21 protein-coding genes are annotated in these 19,620 nt (G+C 64.7%); 10 read left to right on the top strand and 11 right to left on the bottom strand.

Going from position 1 to position 19,620, the window contains the following annotated elements; translation table 11 throughout:
- The first annotated feature begins 63 nt into the window (after nucleotides 1-63).
- Together NKI37_RS25145 and NKI37_RS25140 are read left to right on the top strand one after the other, a co-directional pair.
- Nucleotides 64-2,796 (top strand): DUF4118 domain-containing protein, encoded by a 2,733-nt coding sequence (locus tag NKI37_RS25145; RefSeq protein WP_352788428.1) that lies wholly within the window; start codon nucleotides 64-66, stop codon nucleotides 2,794-2,796.
- A complete protein-coding gene (locus NKI37_RS25140) occupies nucleotides 2,793-3,485 on the top strand; it encodes a response regulator transcription factor (protein WP_023733578.1) in 693 nt (230 codons plus the stop codon). The genes NKI37_RS25145 and NKI37_RS25140 overlap by 4 nt, the downstream gene beginning before the upstream one ends.
- A gap of 15 nt (nucleotides 3,486-3,500) precedes the next feature.
- On the opposite strand, the gene NKI37_RS25135 is transcribed toward NKI37_RS25140, so the two are convergent.
- On the bottom strand, nucleotides 3,501-4,091 hold the full coding sequence (locus NKI37_RS25135) for an invasion associated locus B family protein (RefSeq protein WP_023669715.1): 591 nt from the start codon (nucleotides 4,089-4,091) through the stop codon (nucleotides 3,501-3,503).
- A 218-nt stretch (nucleotides 4,092-4,309) separates the two neighbouring features.
- On the opposite strand from NKI37_RS25135, the gene NKI37_RS25130 reads away from it, so the two are divergent.
- Entirely contained in the window at nucleotides 4,310-4,612 is a 303-nt protein-coding gene (locus NKI37_RS25130) for a hypothetical protein (protein WP_352788425.1), read from the top strand.
- 120 nt (nucleotides 4,613-4,732) lie between these two features.
- On the top strand, nucleotides 4,733-5,209 hold the full coding sequence (locus tag NKI37_RS25125; RefSeq protein ID WP_023669717.1) for an NUDIX hydrolase: 477 nt from the start codon (nucleotides 4,733-4,735) through the stop codon (nucleotides 5,207-5,209).
- A gap of 6 nt (nucleotides 5,210-5,215) precedes the next feature.
- On the opposite strand, the gene NKI37_RS25120 is transcribed toward NKI37_RS25125, so the two are convergent.
- From NKI37_RS25120 to NKI37_RS25100, 5 genes are all read right to left on the bottom strand, one after another.
- Complete coding sequence (locus NKI37_RS25120) at nucleotides 5,216-6,082, bottom strand: citryl-CoA lyase (protein ID WP_031196006.1); 867 nt, start codon at nucleotides 6,080-6,082, stop codon at nucleotides 5,216-5,218.
- On the bottom strand, nucleotides 6,079-7,257 hold the full coding sequence (locus NKI37_RS25115) for a CaiB/BaiF CoA transferase family protein (RefSeq protein ID WP_352788424.1): 1,179 nt from the start codon (nucleotides 7,255-7,257) through the stop codon (nucleotides 6,079-6,081). Before NKI37_RS25115 ends, NKI37_RS25120 begins: the two co-directional genes overlap by 4 nt.
- A 15-nt stretch (nucleotides 7,258-7,272) precedes the next feature.
- On the bottom strand, nucleotides 7,273-8,796 hold the full coding sequence (locus NKI37_RS25110; RefSeq protein WP_023686551.1) for a tripartite tricarboxylate transporter permease: 1,524 nt from the start codon (nucleotides 8,794-8,796) through the stop codon (nucleotides 7,273-7,275).
- A gap of 4 nt (nucleotides 8,797-8,800) precedes the next feature.
- Nucleotides 8,801-9,337 carry a tripartite tricarboxylate transporter TctB family protein gene (locus NKI37_RS25105; RefSeq protein WP_023683087.1) on the bottom strand — a complete coding sequence of 179 codons (537 nt, stop codon included), beginning with the start codon at nucleotides 9,335-9,337 and terminating at the stop codon, nucleotides 8,801-8,803.
- A 125-nt stretch (nucleotides 9,338-9,462) separates the two neighbouring features.
- Nucleotides 9,463-10,440 carry a Bug family tripartite tricarboxylate transporter substrate binding protein gene (locus tag NKI37_RS25100; protein ID WP_023686552.1) on the bottom strand — a complete coding sequence of 326 codons (978 nt, stop codon included), beginning with the start codon at nucleotides 10,438-10,440 and terminating at the stop codon, nucleotides 9,463-9,465.
- A 206-nt stretch (nucleotides 10,441-10,646) separates the two neighbouring features.
- Here NKI37_RS25100 and NKI37_RS25095 point away from each other — a divergent pair, with 206 nt between their 5' ends.
- Nucleotides 10,647-11,420 (top strand): IclR family transcriptional regulator, encoded by a 774-nt coding sequence (locus NKI37_RS25095; RefSeq protein WP_352788422.1) that lies wholly within the window; start codon nucleotides 10,647-10,649, stop codon nucleotides 11,418-11,420.
- Here NKI37_RS25095 and NKI37_RS25090 read toward each other — a convergent pair.
- The 3 genes from NKI37_RS25090 to NKI37_RS25080 form a co-directional block, all read right to left on the bottom strand.
- Nucleotides 11,407-12,507: an OmpA family protein gene (locus NKI37_RS25090; protein WP_352788421.1), complete on the bottom strand. Its 1,101-nt coding sequence runs from the start codon at nucleotides 12,505-12,507 to the stop codon at nucleotides 11,407-11,409. The two genes, NKI37_RS25095 and NKI37_RS25090, sit on opposite strands and share 14 nt — an antisense overlap.
- A 120-nt stretch (nucleotides 12,508-12,627) precedes the next feature.
- On the bottom strand, nucleotides 12,628-13,167 hold the full coding sequence (locus tag NKI37_RS25085; protein ID WP_023686555.1) for a GNAT family N-acetyltransferase: 540 nt from the start codon (nucleotides 13,165-13,167) through the stop codon (nucleotides 12,628-12,630).
- Nucleotides 13,168-13,309: 142 nt separating this feature from the next.
- Nucleotides 13,310-13,540: a YdeI/OmpD-associated family protein gene (locus NKI37_RS25080; protein WP_352788419.1), complete on the bottom strand. Its 231-nt coding sequence runs from the start codon at nucleotides 13,538-13,540 to the stop codon at nucleotides 13,310-13,312.
- Between the two features lie 141 nt (nucleotides 13,541-13,681).
- On the opposite strand from NKI37_RS25080, the gene NKI37_RS25075 reads away from it, so the two are divergent.
- The 4 genes from NKI37_RS25075 (at nucleotide 13,682) to NKI37_RS25060 (ending at nucleotide 17,382) form a co-directional block, all read left to right on the top strand.
- Nucleotides 13,682-14,137, top strand: coding sequence for a DUF2214 family protein (locus NKI37_RS25075; protein ID WP_023700090.1), 456 nt, complete (start codon nucleotides 13,682-13,684; stop codon nucleotides 14,135-14,137).
- Between the two features lie 177 nt (nucleotides 14,138-14,314).
- Complete coding sequence (locus NKI37_RS25070) at nucleotides 14,315-15,292, top strand: tripartite tricarboxylate transporter substrate-binding protein (protein ID WP_023683081.1); 978 nt, start codon at nucleotides 14,315-14,317, stop codon at nucleotides 15,290-15,292.
- A 98-nt stretch (nucleotides 15,293-15,390) separates the two neighbouring features.
- On the top strand, nucleotides 15,391-15,864 hold the full coding sequence (locus tag NKI37_RS25065) for a tripartite tricarboxylate transporter TctB family protein (protein ID WP_352788417.1): 474 nt from the start codon (nucleotides 15,391-15,393) through the stop codon (nucleotides 15,862-15,864).
- A 9-nt stretch (nucleotides 15,865-15,873) separates the two neighbouring features.
- Nucleotides 15,874-17,382, top strand: a complete 1,509-nt coding sequence (locus NKI37_RS25060) for a tripartite tricarboxylate transporter permease (protein WP_023683079.1) — start codon at nucleotides 15,874-15,876, stop codon at nucleotides 17,380-17,382.
- On the opposite strand, the gene nth is transcribed toward NKI37_RS25060, so the two are convergent.
- A complete protein-coding gene (gene nth, locus NKI37_RS25055; protein ID WP_023683078.1) occupies nucleotides 17,342-18,175 on the bottom strand; it encodes an endonuclease III in 834 nt (277 codons plus the stop codon). The two genes, NKI37_RS25060 and nth, sit on opposite strands and share 41 nt — an antisense overlap.
- Before the next feature lie 22 nt (nucleotides 18,176-18,197).
- Between nth and NKI37_RS25050 the strand changes: the two genes are divergently transcribed.
- Nucleotides 18,198-18,692: a DUF2244 domain-containing protein gene (locus NKI37_RS25050; protein WP_023669732.1), complete on the top strand. Its 495-nt coding sequence runs from the start codon at nucleotides 18,198-18,200 to the stop codon at nucleotides 18,690-18,692.
- A gap of 10 nt (nucleotides 18,693-18,702) precedes the next feature.
- On the opposite strand, the gene NKI37_RS25045 is transcribed toward NKI37_RS25050, so the two are convergent.
- Nucleotides 18,703-19,518: a class I SAM-dependent methyltransferase gene (locus tag NKI37_RS25045; protein ID WP_023737543.1), complete on the bottom strand. Its 816-nt coding sequence runs from the start codon at nucleotides 19,516-19,518 to the stop codon at nucleotides 18,703-18,705.
- Nucleotides 19,519-19,620: the final 102 nt, after the last annotated feature.

The following is a 19,620-nucleotide window of genomic DNA, read 5'->3' as shown; positions in this document are numbered from 1 at the left end:
CAATCTCTGAAGCCAGGGGCCGGGGATCGACACGATCCTCGGCGCCGTTCATGATCGAGCCTGATGCCGGACGCCAGAAGCAACGATACCAGACCCTCTCCGGACGCGCTGCTCGAGCATGCGGAACGGGAAGAGCGCGGCCGTCTGCGGATATTTCTCGGCGCTGCCCCCGGCGTCGGCAAGACCTATGAAATGCTGATGGCCGGCCGCGCCAGGCTGGCTGACGGCGTCGACGTAGTGGTCGGCGTCGTGGAGACCCACGGCCGCAAGGAAACACTGGCGCTGGTCGAAGGCTACGAGGTGATCCCGCGCCAGAAGGTCGACTACAGAGGCCGCGTGCTGGACGAGATGGACATCGATGCCATTCTCGCCCGCCGGCCGGCGCTGGTGCTCGTCGACGAACTCGCCCACACCAATGCGCCCGGCAGCCGCCACCCCAAGCGCTATCTCGACGTCCAGGAAATCCTGACGCGCGGCATCGATGTCTACACCACGCTCAACATCCAGCATGTCGAGAGCCTGAATGACGTGGTGGCGCAGATCACCCGGGTCAGGGTGCGCGAAACGGTCCCGGACTCCATCATCGACCAGGCCGATGACATCGAGATCATCGACCTCACGCCCGACGACCTGATCAAGCGGCTGAAAGAGGGCAAGGTCTATTTCCCCAACACTGCCCAGCGCGCAGTCGAAAACTATTTCTCGCCGGGCAATCTGACCGCGCTTCGGGAATTGGCGCTGCGCCGCACCGCCCAGCGCGTCGACGAGCAGTTGCTCAACCACATGCAGTCGCACGCGATTCCCGGCCCTTGGGCGGCGGGCGAAAGGGTGCTCGTCTGCGTCGATGCGCGTCCGGGCGGAGCGTCTCGTGTCCGCTATGCGCGCCGGCTGGCCGACCGGCTGCGCGCACCGTGGACGGCGCTGCATGTCGACACGCCGCGTTCGGCCGCCATGTCGGAGGAAGACAAGGACCGGCTGGCCACGCTCTTGCGCCTGGCCGAGCAGCTCGGCGCCGAGGTGACGACCATTCCGGGCCAGAACGTCGCCCAGGACATCGTCCGCCACGCCACAGTGAACAATTTCACCCATATCGTCGTCGGCAGGCCGACCCGCTCGCGCTGGCGCGAACTGATCGAGGGTTCGCTCACCTACGATCTGATCCGCAATGCCGGCGATATCAGCGTCCATGTCATTTCAGGAACGGAGCGCGACAACGAGGCCACGTCGAGGGTCAAGGCGGCGGCCGAGCAGACGCCATTTCAAATCTGGCCTTATCTTTTCTCGACCGTCTATGTCGCCGGCGCGCTTGCCGTCAGCGCCGTCCTCGATCAGTTCCTCGACGTTCGCAACCTTGCCAGCGTGCTGCTGCTGGCGGTGCTGACATCGGCAGTGACCTTTGGCCTGTGGCCGGCGCTGTACGCCTGTTTCCTCAGCGCCATTGCCTTCAACTTCTTCTTTCTCGAGCCGCGCTACACGATGACGATCCGCGATCCGGAGAGCATCGTTGCCTTCGCCGTCTTCCTCGTCGTTGCCGTCATCGCCAGCAATCTGACGGCGCGTGTGCAGCGTCAGGCAGCCGCCGCCCGTTCACGCGCCCGGGCGACCGAGGACATCTACCTCTTTTCCAAGAAACTCGCCGGCGCGGGCACGCTCGACGACGTTTTGTGGGCCACCGCGTTCCAGATCGCCTCGATGCTGAAGCTGCGCGTGGTGCTGCTTTTGCCGGAAGAAGGCACGATCACCGTCAAGGCCGGTTATCCCCCCGACGACACGCTGGCCGAGGCCGACATCGCGGCTGCACGCTGGGCTTGGGAACACAACCGGGCTGCCGGCCGTGGCGCCGATACCCTGCCCGGGGCAAAACGGCTCTACCTGCCCTTGCGGACCGGCCGTACCGCCATCGGCGTCGTCGGCCTCGACAATGACAAGCAGGGGCCGCTGTTGACGCCCGAGCAACAGCGCCTGCTCGACGCGCTGGCCGACCAGGCGGCGGTTGCCATCGAGCGCATCCAGCTGGTCGCCGATGTCGATCGCGCCAGGCTGGCGGCCGAGGCCGACCGCTTGCGCTCGGCACTGCTGACGTCGATCTCGCATGATCTGAAGACGCCGCTGGCGGCCATCATGGGCGCGGCCGGCACGCTCAGGGAATTTGCGCCGGCACTGCCCGAGAACGATCGGGCCGAGCTGCTGACCACCGTGCTCGACGAGTCCGAACGGCTGAACCGCTTCATTGCCAATCTGCTCGACATGACCAAGATTGAATCCGGCGCCATGGAGCCGAATTTTGCTCTCCACTATGTCGGCGATGTCGTCGGCTCGGCCTTGCAGCGGGCACGCAAGATCACTGCCGGGCACAAGACCGAGGTTGATATTCCGGCCGACCTGCCGATGCTGAAGCTCGATCCCGTGCTGTTCGAACAAATGCTGTTCAATCTGCTCGACAATGCCGCGAAATACGCGCCACCGGGATCGACAATCCGGCTGCAGGGCTGGGCCGACAATGGCTCCGTCGTGCTGCAGATCATGGATGAGGGACCGGGCATTCCGCCCGCCGACCTGGAGCGCGTCTTCGACAGCTTTTACCGGGTGCGCAAGCGCGATCAGGTCCAGGCCGGCACCGGGCTCGGCCTGTCGATCTGCCGGGGCTTCATCGAGGCGATGGGCGGCACGATCATGGCGGCGAACCGCAGCGATCGCCAAGGCGCGGTCTTCACCATCCGCATGCCGAAGCCGGCACGATCGCCCGGCCTGGACGAACGGAACGCGGACGGGCAAAACTCTGGTGATCCGGCATGACAAATTCCAACGTCAGCATACTGGTCGTCGACGACGAGCCGCCGATCCGCAAACTGCTGCGCGTCGGCCTCGGCAGCCAGGGCTATGCGGTCAGCGAAGCGCCCAACGCCAAGGCTGCGATCGAACTCGTCGATGCACAAAAGCCGGATCTGATCCTGCTCGACCTCGGCCTGCCCGGCATGGGTGGCCTCGATCTCCTGCGCAAATGGCGCGACGACGGCCTCGACGTGCCCGTGGTCATCCTGTCCAGCCGCACCGACGAAGCCGGCATCGTCGCGGCGCTCGAACTCGGCGCTGACGACTACATCACCAAGCCGTTCGGCATGAACGAACTGGTCGCCAGAATCCGCGTCGCGCTGCGCCACAAATTCCAGCAGCAGGGCGAGAAGCCGGTGTTTCAGACCGGCGATCTCTCGGTCGACCTGGTCAAGCGCATCGTCAAGGTCGAAGGCAAGGAGATAAAGCTCTCCCCCAAGGAGTACGACATATTGCGCATTATGGTGCAGCATGCCGGCAAGGTGCTGACCCACCATTTCATTCTGAAGCAGGTGTGGGGCGATTCGACCGACGTGCAGTATCTGAGGGTCTATGTCCGCCAGCTCCGGCAGAAGATCGAAAAGTCGCCCGACCAGCCGCGCTACATCACCACCGAAACCGGGGTGGGGTACCGGCTGCGCGAGGTTGAGTGACCGGACGTTTTCCGCTCAGTCCGCCGAGAGTTCCGCGGTCCGTGCCAGTGCGCCGCCGAAGCCGTTGAGCGGGATGGTGAAACTCACCGCTTGACCGGTGTCGGCCGCGAAGGCGTCGATCTTCAGCGTGGTGGCTGCCTTGAGCAGCGGCGTGACGCTGGCATCGAACGCCACCGGCACCAGGCAGCCGACGGCCTGGCAGGTGTTGAACGGCAAGCTGCCTTCCAGCTTCTGGTCGTCGATGGTCAGGCTGACGCCTTTGGCGAGCGCCAGGCCGAACGGCAGCGCCAGCGTTCCGGCGGCATCCTCGCCGCTCTTGCTCGACAGCTCGATCGCCAGCAGGCGCTGGTTGGACTGCTTGTTGAACTGCTGATGCGACAGGCTGCAAACCTTGGCCGTGCCGGTTACCTGGCAATTGACCGTCCAGTCGCCATGTGTCTCGGACAGCGCCGAGGCGCCGCCAGGCAATGTCGGGCCGGCAGCAGGGGCGGGCGCTGCGGCGGCAGGCGCCGCCTTGTCGGTCTTGGTTTGCGCCGCGACTGCCACCGGGCCAAGAATACAGATGCTGCCCAGTAGCGCCGCGAAATATACTTGCCTGCTTTTCATCAATATGCTCCCGATTGTGCCTCGAGTCAGCCGCGATTGAGGCCGAGATCCGCGCCCGATAGAGCGGTCAATCGATCTTTTCTGTCAAGTGCGGCCGGGCCGCTTCCTCAGGGATTTCGCCAACCCGTGGCAGATCGGCCCATGGCAGACCGGCCCATGGCAGATCGAGACGAACGCCCTATATAGAGAGGAGGTTATATCTGTACGGGAATGAACTGATGTCGACGCTTCGCCTATCGACAGTTCTCATGTCGGCAATGCTGGCGGCGGCAACGCTCGTCGGCATCATGCAATCTGCTGCGGCTCAGTCCGTCAATCCCAGCGCCAACCGGCTGATCCAGCAGAACCAGCTGCAGCAATTGCGCAACAGCCTGCAGCGGCAGCAGTTCCAGCAACAGCAGCAGCAATATCGCGAGCAGGACCGTCGGATCGTGCCGCAGCCGCGCCCCGAAGTGCCCGTCGTCCGGCAAGCTTGTCCGATTCAGATCGTCAACAACCAGATTGTGCGTGTTTGCCGTTGATATCGGTCGCTTGCGATTTACTTAGTCGACTTATTTACTAAAAATGCTCATTGCCTCGCGGGCATATCAGGGTTTGCAGGCGGCGTGCGGCGGTGCGCCCGCCGACCGGATTTTCAGCACATGGCGACGACGAAGAAAAAGGCGGTACGCAAGGCAAGGCGAGGCGAACGCATTCGCCAGGTCGCCGCCATTCCCTTTCGTCTGGACGTTTCAGGCAATTTCGAAGTGATGCTGGTGACGTCGCGAGCGACGAAGCGCTTTATCGTGCCCAAGGGCTGGCCGATGAAAGGAAAGAGCGGGCGCAAGGCCGCCACCATCGAGGCGCGCGAAGAAGCCGGCGTGCTCGGCAAGACCCGCAAGGCGCCTGCCGGCAGCTATTCCTACTGGAAACGGCTGGAGCACAATTTTGTGCGCGTCGACGTCGTCGTCTATCTGTTGGAGGTGTCCGAGGAACTGGCCAACTGGCAGGAGGCCAAGAGCCGCCAGCGGGCATGGCTCAAGCCGCAGGACGCGGCGTTGCTCATCGATGAGCCGGATCTCTCGACGCTGATGGCCAACCTGGCGCCGCCTCAGCCGGCAGTGCCGGACCCGGCCTGACCAACCTCACTTGCCCTCGTCCCCTTCAGCGGGACCCTCATCCCCCTCAGCGGGAAATGGCCGCAGCGGCGTGCCCGTATAGGCCCACAGCCATTCGCGCGGCAGCGGCCCTTTGTTGCGCTCGCTTTGCTGCGACTGTTCCCATGCATGCGCCAGGATGCCGACCGAGCGCGAGAGCACGAACAGGCCGCGCGTCAACGGCGGCGGAAAGCCGAGCTCGCCATAGATGACGGCGGTGGCGCCGTCGATGTTGAGCGGTATTTTCTTCCCCTTGCGCCGTGCCACCTCTGATTCGACGGCCTCGGCGATGTCGGCAAAGCGTCCGCTGACGACGCCGCGCGCGGCAAACTCGCGCGTCACTGCGATCAGGCGCGGCGCGCGCGGATCGACCGGGTGGAAGCGATGGCCAAATCCCGGCACATAGCCTTTCTCCTCGGCGAAGAAACGGTCGAGCCGTGCGGCTACGGCTTGGTCCAGCGCAACACCCTGGTCAAGTGCCACGGCAATGTCGCCATAGAAGGACAGCGCCTGTTCGCCGGCGCCGCCATGCACGTCACCCAGCACGTTGACGGCGGACGCCATGGCGCTGTTGATGCCGACGCCGCAGGTGATGGCCATGCGGGCAATGGCGATCGACGGCGCCTGCGGCCCGTGGTCGACGGCCGCCCCCAGCGCAATGCCGAGCAGCGCCGCCTGCTCCTCGCTCGGCAATTCGCCGCGCAGCATCAGCCAGATCGTGGCCGGAAAGCTGACGCGGCCGATCAGCTCCTGGATTTCATAGCCGCGCAGCCGGATAATGCCGGGGCTCATCTCGATGATGCCGGTCTGCCACCATTCCTCGCCGCGTTCGCGGCCGGTTTTTCTCTCGCTCACGCGCTTCTCCTGGCGCGCGGCGGCAGGGTGGAAAAAACCTCGTCCATATGCTCGCCCAGCACAGGCGGCGGCAGGACCGGCAAGGGTGCCGCGCCATCGACCATGAAGCCGCCGCGCACCACGGTCAGCGGCTGCGCCATGCCGGGCAGACCCTGGAAACGCGTGGTCATGTCGCGCTCGACCACCTGGCGCTCGCCAAGCACTTGGGGGATCGTCAGCACCCGGCCCGCCGGCACGCCGGCGCGGTTGAATTTTTCCTCCCAGGCTGCGGCCGAGGCGCTCGCCAAGGCCGTCTCGATCAGCACCTTCAGCACAGCGCGGTTCTGCTTGCGCGTCTCGCGCTCGGCAAAGCGCGGATCGTCGGCCAGTTCCGGCTGGCCGATCAGCCGGCAAAGCGTGACGAACTGCTCCTGCTTGTTGGCGGCGATGTTGAGCAGGCCGTCGCCGGTGCGAAACGCGCCGGAGGGCGCAGCCGTCATGTTCTCATTGCCCATCGGCTGCGGCTCGACGCCGGCGGTCAGATAGTTGGACACCGGCCAGCCCAGCGCCGACAGCGTGCATTCGAGCATCGAGACATCGAGAAACGCGCCCTCGCCCGAGGTCTTCTGCTTGACCAGCGCCGCGGCGATGGCGAAGGCCCCGACCAGCCCGCCCAGCGTGTCGGCGACGGGATAGCCGACCCGCAAGGGTGCGGTCTCCGGCGTGCCGGTGATGCTCATGATGCCGGACAGCCCCTGGATGATCTGGTCGTAGGCCGGATTGTCGCGCATCGGCCCGGTCTGGCCGAACCCCGATATGGCGCAATAGACGAGACCGGGGCGGACCGCTTTCAGCACCTCATAGCCGAGACCCAGCCGCCCCATCACGCCCGGTCGAAAATTCTCGACCAGCGCATCGGCGGAGGCGACGAGATCGAGGAAGCGTTCGCGGTCGGCTTCGCTTTTGAGATCCAGCACCACCGATCGCTTGCCGGCATTCTGCGCCAGGAACGACGCGCCCATCCCCGCCTCGTTGAGCGCCGGCGAGGCGCCGAGCTGGCGCGCCAGATCGCCGCCTTGCGGCGTCTCGACCTTGATGACATCGGCGCCGAGCAGCGCCAGCTGGTAGGCACAATAAGGGCCCGCCAGCACATTGGTCAGGTCGAGAATGCGGATGCCGGCAAGCAGATCGGTCATGATGCTCCAGGTCGCTCAGGCATCGCCCGGCACATGCTCGGGTCCGCGCCGGCGCCGATGCTCGATGAAGGCCCAGATATGCGGACCGGCGAGCCCGATGAAGGCGAGGATCAGCAGCACCAGCGACAGCTTGTGTGTGTAGAACACCGACCAGTCGCCGTTCGAGATCGTCATCGCCCGGCGGAACTGCGTTTCGGCAAGCGGCCCCAGGATCATGCCGATGATGACCGGCGCGGTCGGGAAATCGAAGCGCCGCATCAGGAAGCCGGCGGCCCCCAGGAGATAGAGGATGACGAGGTCGATCGGCGATTGCGAGATGCCGTAGGTGCCGACGGTGGCGAACACCAGGATGCCAGCATAGAGCTGCGGCGCCGGGATTTTCAACAGCCGTACCCACAGCCCGATCAGCGGCAGGTTGAGAACGACCAGGATGACGTTGGCGATGAACAGGCTGGCGATCAGGCCCCAGACCAGATCGGCCTGCGTCGTCAACAGCAGCGGTCCCGGATTGATGCCGTAGCTCTGGAAGGCCGACAGCATGATTGCGGCGGTCGCCGAGGTCGGCAGGCCAAGGGTGAGCATCGGCACCAGCACGCCGGCGGCAGACGCATTGTTGGCGGCTTCCGGTCCGGCAACGCCCTCGATGGCGCCGACCGTGCCGAACTCCTCCTTGTGCTTCGACAGCTTCTTTTCGATGGCGTAGGACAGGAAGGTCGGGATCTCGGCGCCTCCGGCAGGCATGGCGCCGATCGGGAAGCCGATGAAAGCGCCGCGCAGCCATGGCTTCCACGAGCGCCCCCATTCGGCCGCGGTCATGTAGAGCGAGCCCTTGAGCGGCACGATCTCGTCCTTGCCGGCATAGCGGCGCGAGGCCATGTAGAGCGTCTCGCCGACGGCAAACAGGCCGACCGCGGCAATGATGACATCGACGCCATCGAGCAGTTCGTTCATGCCGAAGGTGAAGCGCGGCTGTCCCGTCTGCAGGTCGACGCCAATCATGCCGATGACGAAACCGATGAACAGGCTGGTGAGGCCGCGCACGGAGGACGAGCCGAGCACCGCCGACACCGTGATGAAGGCAAGCACCATCAGCGAGAAATATTCGGCCGGCCCGAAGGCCAGCGCGAACTTCACCACCACCGGGGCCAGGAAGGCGACGCCCATCGTGCCGATGGTGCCGGCGACGAAGGAGCCGATCGCCGAGGTCGCCAGTGCCGCGCCGCCGCGACCCGAGCGGGCCATCCTGTTGCCTTCCAGCGCGGTGACGATGGTGGCGCTTTCGCCCGGCGTGTTGAGCAGGATCGAGGTCGTCGAGCCGCCATACATGGCGCCGTAATAGATGCCAGCAAACAGGATGAAGGACGCCTCCGGCGCCACCTGGTAGGTGATCGGCAGCAGCAGCGCGATGGTCAGCGCCGGCCCGAGGCCGGGCAGCACGCCGATGGCCGTGCCGAGCGTGGTGCCGACCAGGCACCACAGCAGGTTCATCGGCGAGAAAGCGACGGAAAATCCGTGGGCGAGATGGCCGAGCGTCTCCATGGCGTCAGCCCCTCGCAGTGGCGATGATCGCGTCGATCACCGTGTTCAGCTGGTTTTCGATGAAGCCGGCGCCAATGTTGACGCCGAGCGCCCTGGCAAAGCCGAAATAGGCGGCAAGCGCCAGGATCAGGCCGGTCAGCGCATCGCGCAGCGTGTGCTTGCTGCCGAAGCCATAACAGACGAGCACGAACATGATGACCGAGGCGGCGGTGAAGCCGAGCGGCTGGATCAGCACCAGATTGGCGACCAGGCCGGCAACGACGATGCCCATGGCCTTCCAGTCGGTCGGCGTTTCCTTTTCCTCCTGCGGCTGCCAGCCGCCGCGCAGCGCGGCGACGATGAGCAGCAGCGAAAGCACGATCATGCCTGTCATGGTGATGTAGGGGAAGACGGTCGGCCCGACCTTGGAATAGAGCGGCGAAACCGGGATCGCCAGGGTCTGCCACGCCACGGCCGCGGCACAGGCGAGAAGCCCGATGCCGATCAACAATTCGGGCATGGCAAGGCGCGGGGGCGCCGGCTGCTGGTCGCTGGTGCTCATCGATGTCCTCCCGAGATGGCCGGCATCCTCCCGCCGGCCGCATCCGCAGTTTCACTCCCAGCGCATGATATGTCCATCTCGCAGGCTAATGTCGGAAGGGGCGGCCGTGGCCGCCCCTGAAGACATCAGGCGAGGCCGAGATCCTTGAGGATCGCGGTGATGCGGGCGGTGTCGTCGACGAGGAATTTCGCATAATCGTCGCCGGTCAGAAGGATGGGGGTCCAGTTGCGGTTCTTGCATTCGGCTGCCCAGGCATCGCTCTTGGCCATGGTCTCGATCATCGTGACCATCGCCGCCTTGTCGGCGTCGGAGACGCCTGGCGGTGCGAATACGCCGCGCCAGTTGAACAGTTCGACGTCAATGCCGGCTTCCTTCATCGTCGGTGCGTCGATGCCGTCCTGGCGCTTGTCGGCGGAGATCGCCAACAGCCGAAGCGCGCCCGCCTTGACCTGCTCGGAGAACTCGCCGAAGCCGGAAATGCCGGCCGCAACCTGGTTGCCGAGCAGCGCCGACAGCGCCTCGCCACCGCCGGCGAAAGGCACATAGGAGAGGTTGGTTGCCGGAACGCCGACCGTCTTGGCGATCAGCCCGAACAGGATGTGGTCGGAGCCGCCGGCCGAGCCGCCGGCCACCGGAACCTTGGTCGGATCCGCTTTGAGCGCCGCAACGAAATCGCCGGCCGTCTTGAACGGCGAATCCGCCGGCACCACCAGCGCCTCGAACTCGCCGGTGAGGCGAGCGATGGGCGTGACTTCGGAGAGGTTGTTGGCTGATTTGTTGGCGATGATGGCGCCGACCATGACCATGCCGGCCACCATCAGCGAATTGCCCTTGCCCTTCCATTGGCTGATGAACTGCGGCAGGCCGACCGTGCCGCCGGCGCCGCCGACATTGGTGATCTGCGAGCCGGAGATCAGTTTTTCACTGCGCAGCACCTGGTCGATGGTGCGCCCCGTCTGGTCCCAGCCACCGCCGGGCGCGGCCGGCACGAAGATCTGGATCTGCGGTGCATCCTGAGCGAGGGCGGGCGTCAAATGCGTTGCAACGAATCCGGCAGCGCCTGCGGCCGCGGTGCTCATCAAAAATCTGCGTCTGTTCAGCATGGGATTCCTCCAAATCACGACACCTCCTCCGGTGCCTGCCAGAAACGTAGCCTGAAAACAGACCCGCTCGGCAAAAATTCATGCCGATTTCGGTGCGTTCTGTCAACAGGAACGCTGTTCTACTAGACAGAACCATGGATGTGCGGCACAATCGCTTCGGCCGGCCTTTGTCCGAGCAGGTAAACTGGAATGAAACTGTTCGTGAGATGACCGAAGCGCGATCCCAGCCGTTGCCGGCCGATGGTGTTGCCGCGCTCGACCGCGCGATTGCCATTCTCGACGCGTTCGCGACCGCCGACCGCTCGCTCAGCCTGGCCGAGATCGCGGCGCGCACCGGGCTCTACAAAAGCACCATTTTGAGGCTGGCGAACTCATTGCTGCGCGGGCAGTTGCTGGAGCGGCTCGACGATGGCCGCTACCGCATCGGACCCGACACCTTTCGGCTTGGCGCGCTTTACCAGCGCTCGGTCGTGGCGGTCGACATCCTGCTGCCGATCATGCGTGATCTTGCCGAACGCAGTTGGGAAAGCGTGGCGTTCTATGTCCGCTCGGGCGACGCCCGCACCTGTCTCTACCGCGTCGAATCCAAGCATCCTATCCGCTACACCATCCGGGAAGGCGACCTGCTGCCGTTGCTCACCGGCTCGGGCGGCCGCGTGCTGGCAGCGTTTTCAGGCCAGCCGGGCGAACCATACGAGACCATCCGCAAGGCCTGCCACTATCTGTCGATCGGCGATCGCGACCCTGAGACGGCGGGCGTCTCGGTGCCGGTGTTCGGACCGGGCCGCGTTCTGCTCGGCGCCTTGACGCTGGCCGGCCCGTCGACACGCGTCGATACGGCGTTCCTGCGCCGCATGACACCGGACCTGCTGGAGGCCGCCGCTCGCGCCACCCGCGCCTTTGGCGAGGATGCCTCGATGCTGGAGCAGGCAGCGCGCCTAGCCGGCGCTGAAACCGTGATCGGCCTCAGTTCGCCTTGACCAGCACCACGCGGCGGTTCTTGGCGCGGCCGGCTTCGTCGTCATTGCTGGCGACGGGCGCCATCATGCCGGCGCCGGCGGCGGTCAGCCGGCCGCCATCGATGCCGTATTTCGAGACCAGCGCCGCCTTCACCGACTGCGCCCGCCGCGACGACAGATCGATATTGTAGTCGAACGCGCCCTGGTTGTCGGTATGACCGACGACGATCACCGCCATGCCGGGCTCGTTGGTCAGAAGCGTCGAGATCTCCTTCAGCGTCGGTTCCGATTCCGGCTTGATGTCGGCCTTGTCGGTGTCGAAGAAGATGCCGTAGAGCGAGATGGAGCCGGTGGCCGACAGCGAATCCGCCATCTTGGCCGCTTCGACCACCACCATCTTCTTGTCGCGCGCCTTGGGCTCCAGCACCTGAACGACGGCAATGGTGCCGCCGTTGAGTTCCTTGCAGTAGAGGTCGTCGATCAGCGAATAGGCCTGAACCGTGACATAGGCGTCGCCGCCGTCCTGCGGCAGCTTGGCGGCGAAGAAGCGCTGGTCGTTGATACCGGTGGTTACCGCACAGGCGCCATTGGAAAAGGCCGCGTCCTTGACGTCGCTTTCATGGAAGAAATACATCATCAGGCTCATGTCGCCGCCGCCACCGCTCGACGACCGGTCGGCGGCGCCGCCGCACTCTTCCTTCTTGCATTCGAACAGGACTTCGCCGCCGGCGGCCGCGATCACATCCTGGTAGTTGCGCAGCACTTCGAGCGGGGAGCGCTCGGCCGGCAGCACATAGGCGATGCGGGTCAGCGCGCCTTCGACCTCAGCCTTCTTGTCCGGCGCGAACACACGGTTGTTCATCGTGTCACGGGCATCCGGATCGGCGCTCGGCTTCAGCGGCGACAGCGGCACTGTAAAATCGGTATAGGCGAATTTTTCGTAGGAGACGATGAACGACCCCTCGTAGCGCTTGGCCAGATGATTGTCGGCACCGCCCTCGATGTCGGCGGTCGGTACCGTCGCATCGGCGCCCGCCAGTTGCACGGCCGCCAGGAGCAGCAGCCCCGCCCAGAAAAGCTTCAGAAATATCGCATTGATCGCACGCATGGTCGGCTCCCCCAAAGGGCAATTCCAGGAAAAGTGTGAGCGGTTTTCCCACAGGAATTGCGTAGCTAGATTAGAATAGCCAACCCTGGCAGAACGTGGAAATTGCGTCGATGAAGCGCCTCACACCCGCCGTTCGAGCAGGATCGTCAGCCCGTCGTGATAGGTCGTTTCCAGGACCTTGGTGTAGCCGCACTTTGCCGCAACGTTCAACGAGCCGGTGTTTTCCGGATCGATGATGCAGACGGTTCTCGCGCCGGCAAAGGTTTCGTCGCCCCAGGCCAGGGCCCTTCTGACGACTTCGCTGGCAAGACCCTTGCCATGTGCTTGGGGCGCCAGCGCCCAGCCGGCTTCCGGAATGCCCTCGAGCGACGGCTCGATGTCGCGCTTCAGATCGTGGAATCCGGCCTCGCCGATGAAGCGACCGCTGGCCTTGTCCTCGACCGCCCAGAAGCCGTAGCCGAGCAGCGACCACAGGCCGGCATGCCGCAGGAACCGCATCCAGCTTTCCTCCCGCGTCCGCGGCTTGCCGCCGATGAAACGGGTGGTGACGGGGTCGGCCCACATGACGGCATAGTCGTCGAAATCTTCGATCCGGTGCGCCCGCATGATGGTCCGTTCCGTTTCGAGAACCGGGACGCCGGCTGTTTTTGGACTGCCCATGAAACTCTGCCTCCGTTGACGGTCAGCGCTTAGCAAACCAGCGCGCCCGGACAAGGGCCAAGCCGGATCATCATTCAGCCAGGGAAGCTTCCGAACGGCCTGGCGCGACCAGGCGGTCGAAGCGAACAGCGTCGGCTTACTTTCAGCCGTGCCAGACCATCTTCATGTAGAGCCCACCGCGCCGCAATTCGTCCAGCATCTGGTCGAGCCGCTTCTGCCTGGTGTCGCTGCGTTTGGCGCGGGCGACCCAGCCGAGATAATCGTTCTTCTGGTAGTCCGGCCGCGCCTCGTAGGCCGCTGTCAGTCCTTTTTCGGTCAGGGCGATGCGGATGTCGTCCGGCATCGGGTTCAGGGCGCGCTTCAGTCCGGCCATTTCAGAAAACCCCAGCTGTCAGGATGGCGACGCCGATGGTCCAACCCAGGTCCGCCTCTGGGAATTCTGCCGAACGGTGCTACCTTTCGCAACCGGTCCGGCAAGGGCCGGTCTCGATACCGCCAATGGGAGGAGAACGCCATGGACACCACCGATCTCGTGCTTGCCATTTTCCATCATCTGCTGGTGTTCTCGCTGGCCGGCATCATTGGCGCCGAATTTGTCCTGATCCGCGGCGACCTCTCCGCCGCCACGCTGAAGCGGCTTGCCGGCATCGACCGCCACTACGGCATCCTCGCGATGTCGATCATCATCGTCGGCATCGGCCGCGTCGTCTACGGCCTGAAGGGCTGGGAGTTCTATGTCTACAACTGGGTGTTCTGGGCCAAGATGGCGGCGTTCGGCATCGTTGGCCTGCTGTCGATCATCCCGACCATCCGCTTCATCTCCTGGAACCGGCAAGCCAGCGCCAGTCCCGGCTTCCAGGTGCCGGCGGCGGAACTCGCCTCGGTGAAGACCTATGTGCGCGCCGAGGCCTTCATCTTCCTGCTGATCCCGGTCTTCGCGGCGGCGATGGCGCGCGGCTACGGTTATTGAAGCAACGCCAACACGAAACCCCATCTTCGCCGGGCATACTCCCCCTGATTGCCATGGTTGCGCACGACTGTATTTTGCAGTTTGCGTCAGGCGACAATCTGTTAGCTTGCCTTTGTTGCACCCTGCTGCCTGACCTGCACAGCGATCGGAGATTGATATCCTGGGAGGAGAATTACGATGAGGAAAATTGTAGCCGCCCTGGCCGCCGCCGCGGCCGTCACGCTTTATTCGTTCACCGCCAGCGCACAGACCTATCCCGAGCGCACCATCACCGTCGTCGTGCCGTTTGCGGCCGGCGGTCCGACCGACACGGTTACGCGGCTCGTCGCCGAAGCCATGTCGAAGGATCTCGGCCAGCAGATCATCGTCGAAAATGTCGGCGGCGCCGGCGGCACGCTGGGCGCCGGCCGCGTCGCCAACGCCGACCCGGATGGCTACACGCTGCTCCTCCATCACATCGGCATGGCGACCAGCGCGACCCTCTACAGAAAACTCGCCTACGACACGCTGAACGCCTTCGAGTATGTCGGCCTCGTCACCGAGGTGCCGATGGCCATCGTCGCCCGCAAGGACCTGGAGCCGGCCGACCTGAAAGGGCTGGTCGAATACGCCAAGACCAACAAGGACACCATCACCGTCGCCAATGCCGGCATCGGCGCTGCCTCGCATCTGTGCGGCATGCTGTTCATGAGCGCCATCGGCACGCCGCTGGTCACCGTGCCCTACAAGGGCACCGGTCCGGCCATGACCGACCTTCTCGGCGGCCAGGTCGACATTATGTGCGACCAGACCACCAACACCACCAAGCAGATCCAGGGCGGCACGATCAAGGCCTATGCCGTCACCACGCCGGAGCGCCTCGACGTGCTGAAGGACGTGCCGACGACCATCGAAGCCGGCCTGCCCGCGGTGCAGGTCGGCATCTGGCACGGCCTCTATGCGCCGAAGGGCACGCCGGCCGAGATCACCGGCCGACTGTCGAAATCGCTCCAGGTCGCGCTGAAGGACCCCAACGTCATCGCCCGCTTCGCCGAACTCGGCACCAAGCCGTCGTCCGAGGCCGACGCGACGCCGGCAGCGCTGAAGGCCAAGCTGGAAGGCGAGATCATGCGCTGGAAGCCGATCATCGAAGCCGCCGGCCAATACGCCGACTGAGGCTTGAACGGGGCGCTGCCGGCGCCCCGTTTTCGCTTCGACGTCCGTTTTCACATTTGCAACGGCAAGCCCGTTGCAAGGGTCAGGGGAGGACCGCCATGAAACCTTTCGCCATCGACAGGGCAAACGGCCTGTGCGCCGCGCTGTTCATCTTTTTCGGCGCCTTTTTCGCGATACAATCGCTCGGCCTCGAAATCGGCACCGCCTTCCGCATGGGACCGGGCTTTTTCCCGCTGGTGCTGGCGATCGTGCTGATCGTGCTCGGCGCCATCATCCTCGTCCAGGCGGTGCGCGTCGAGGGCGAGCCGATCGGCCCCATTGCGTGGCGCGGCATGCTGTTCATCCTGCCGGCGCCGATCTTTTTCGGCATGACCGTGCGCGGCCTCGGCTTCGTCCCGTCGATCTTCCTGACGGCGCTGATCGCCTCTTTTGCCAGCGCCCGCATGAAGCCGCTGACGGCACTTCTGCTGTCGGCCGGCCTGACGCTGTTTTCGGTGCTGGTCTTCAGCTACGCGCTCGGGCTGCCATTCCAGCGCTTCGGCCCCTGGTTGCCCCAATGGCTGGCATTGTGAGGCGCTGAGATGGACCTCCTCAGGAACCTCGAACTCGGCTTTTCGACGGCCACCACGCCGGCCAATCTGGGTTTTTGCCTCATCGGCGTTCTGCTCGGCACGCTGATCGGCGTCCTGCCCGGCATCGGCGCCACCGCAACCATCGCCATGCTGCTGCCGATCACCTTCCAGATCGGCGACCCGGTCTCGTCCCTCATCATGCTGGCCGGCATCTACTACGGCGCCCAGTATGGCGGTTCGACCACCGCCATTCTCATCAACATGCCCGGCGAATCCTCCTCGGCCGTGACCGCCATCGACGGCTACCAGATGGCCAGGAACGGTCGCGCCGGGGCGGCTCTGGCGATCGCCGCGATCGGCTCGTTCTTCGCCGGCACGGTGTCGACCTTCCTGGTCGCCGTCTTTGCCCCGCCGCTGACGGCAATAGCCCTGCAATTCGGCGCGGCCGAATATTTTTCGCTGATGATCGTCGGCCTCGTCTCCTCCATCGCTCTCGCCCATGGCTCGATCGTCAAGGCGCTGGCGATGGTCGTGCTCGGCCTGCTGCTCGGCATTGTCGGCACCGACATCTACACCGGCACGCCGCGCTTCACGCTCGGCATCCGCGAATATGCCGACGGGCTGAACTTCGTGGCGGTGGCGGTCGGCGTCTTCGGCGTCGCCGAGATCCTGCGCAATCTCGAAAACGAGCACGAGCGCTCGGTGATGATCAAAAAAGTCTCCGGCCTGATGCCGACCCGCGACGACTTCAAGGCGATGGCAGCACCCATCGTGCGCGGCACGATCATCGGTTCGGCGCTCGGCATCCTGCCCGGCGGCGGCGCGGTGCTTGCCGCCTTTGCCTCCTACACGGTCGAAAAGCGCGTGTCGAAACACCCGGAGGAGTTCGGCAAGGGCGCCATCGCCGGCGTCGCCGGACCGGAATCGGCCAACAATGCCGGCGCCCAGACCTCCTTCATTCCGATGCTGACGCTGGGCATTCCGGCCAATCCGGTCATGGCGCTGATGATCGGCGCCATGATAATCCAGGGCATCGTGCCCGGCCCCAATGTCGCGATCGAGCAGCCGGCGCTGTTCTGGGGCATCATCGCCTCGATGTGGATCGGCAATCTGATGCTGATCGTGCTGAACCTGCCGCTGATCGGGCTATGGGTGAAGCTGCTGACGATCCCCTATTATGTGCTCTTCCCGATCATCATGGCGTTCTGCTCGATCGGCGTTTACAGCGTCAACACCAACGCCTTCGATCTCTACGCGGTCGCATTCTTCGGCCTGCTCGGCTACATCCTGACCAAGCTGCGCTGCGAACCCGCACCCCTGCTGCTCGGCTTCGTGCTCGGCCCGCTGCTCGAGGAAAACCTGCGCCGCGCCATGATCCTGTCGCGCGGCGACCCCTCGACCTTCGTGACGCGGCCGATCAGCGCCGGCCTGCTGCTCGTCGCACTGGCCGTGCTCGTCGTCGTCTTCCTGCCGTCGGTCAAGAAGAAGCGCGAAGAGGTGTTCGTGGAGGAAAGCTAGTTGTCGGGACGCCGGGCGCCGCGATTTCCACGAGCGGCGCCGGCACGTCTGTCGTCTTCACCTCGGCCTTGCAGAGATCGGCGATGACGCAGGCCGGGCAATCGGGCTTGCGCGCCTTGCAGACATAGCGGCCATGCAGGATCAGCCAGTGATGCGCATGGCGCATATACTCGTCCGGGATGATCCGCAGCAGCCCTTGCTCGACCTGTTCGGGCGTCTTGCCTGGCGCCAGGCCGAGGCGGTTGCCGATGCGGAAAATATGGGTGTCGACCGCCATCGTGTGCTGGCCGAACGCCATGTTGAGCACGACATTGGCGGTCTTGCGCCCGACCCCCGGCAGCTTGACCAACTCATCGCGCTCGCTGGGCACCTCGCCGCCGTAATCGCGTATCAGCGCCTCCGAGAGCGCCACGACATTCTTGGCCTTGTTGCGCCAGAGTCCGATGGTGCGGATGTACTCGCCAACCCTGGCTCCGCCCAGCGCCAGCATCTTTTCAGGTGTGTCGGCGACCTTGAACAACGCCCGCGTCGCCTTGTTGACGCCGGCATCGGTCGCCTGCGCCGACAGCACCACGGCCACCAGCAGCGTGAAGGCGTTGACGTGCTCGAGCTCGCCCTTCGGCTCGGGCCGCTGCACCGAAAACCGCCGGAAGATCTCATGCACCTCGGCGGCGCTGTAGAGCGAACGGAGCCGCGCCGGCCGCGGTCGCGGCTTGGCATTCGAGCCGTCGCGCCGCCCGGGCGGCAGTTCACTTTTGGATAGGGAAAGATTTTTGGACTTGGGGCTGGCCATTTCCCTCCTATAATATCCTGGGATGAGCGACACAAACGCCTCGTTTCAGGCCGACGAGCCATTCTTCCAGGCGCTGCTGACACCGCACCGCTCGCTGGGCCGCACCGGCTTTGCCGTGCTGATGGGCGCGCTGCTGTTCGGCTGGGTGGTGACCGGGGCGTTTTTCCTGTCGCGCGGCGCCTGGCCGGTGTTCGGCTTCTTCGGCCTCGACGTCATCGCCGTCTACATCGCCTTCCGCGCCAACTATCGTGCCGCCCGTGCCCGCGAGGAAGTGTCGGTGTCGCGCACCAGCCTCGACATCCGCAAGACGGCGCCCTCGGGAAAGTCGGAAGCGCATCGCTTCAACCCGTTCTGGGCGCGCTTTTCCGTCGCTCGCCATGCCGAGATCGGCATCACCAGGATGACGGTGGAAGCACAAGGACAGAATGTGCCGATCGGGTCATTCCTGGACCCTGACTCCCGCGAGAGTTTTGCCACTGCATTTTCACGTGCTCTGACAAAAGCCAGGACGCGTTAGAGTCGGCGCGTCAGAACCGGTAGCGTAAAATCCTGCCGACCTTGCGCAATGCGGGAATGTGTCTCCAGAGCCCGATGAACAGTTTTGCGGACCAGCTCATATGCGCTGTGCGTTCCGCGCTGTAGGCCGAGATATCGTCGACAAAGCGCAGCTTCGGAACGGCACGCTCCAGTACCTGCGGGTCGTCGATCGCCCAGTGAACCTCGGCGCCCGTCGCCCTGATGGTCGGATTGAGGCGCAGCATCTTCAGGCCGAAGTGGCTGTAGGCGTCGAACATCAGCTCGCCGCCGGCAAGATGCGCGACAAGGCGTGACAGCAGCCGTGGCCCCTCCTCTACCGGGAGATAAGGCGTCAACCCCTCCATCACCACGACGGCCGGACGATTGCTCGGCACTTCTGCCAGCCAGTCCGGGTCGGTTACCGAAGAGCCGACGAGGTGGTAGTGGTCCCGGGACGGGTAAAGCTTGCGCCGGAGCGCGATGACATCCGGAAAATCGACATCGAACCACTCCACGCCTTCGGGTGGATCGACACGGAAAATGCGCGTATCGAGCCCGCAGCCGAGATGCAGCACGATGGCGCCGGGATTTCTGGCGATGAAGTCCTGAACGCGGACATCATACGTCTTGGCCCGGATCGCCAGGCCGATGCCGAGATTGGTGTCGACCTTGAGGCGCGAGAAATCATAGTCGATCTTGCGCACGGCCTCGTCGGCGAAGCGATCCCCGAGCAGCGAATGCGGCAGCCGGCTTTCCAGTGCCTTGCCATAAAGCGTCATCAGCAAGGTCTCCCTTGCTCCGCTCAGATTCACCCTTTCGCCGGCCATTGGCATCTCCCGGGGCGCAATCCAGTATTTATCTGGGAACAGGCGGCACAAGGCAAGTTTCGGGTGGTTGCAAGGGGCGGAAAGACCGATATTCGCGGTCAA

The organism is Mesorhizobium sp. M0626 (assembly GCF_040320665.1).
Taxonomy (GTDB): Bacteria; Pseudomonadota; Alphaproteobacteria; order Rhizobiales; family Rhizobiaceae; genus Mesorhizobium.
Note: the sequence above shows the minus strand (reverse complement) of the source record. Positions and strands in the feature narration are given on the sequence as shown.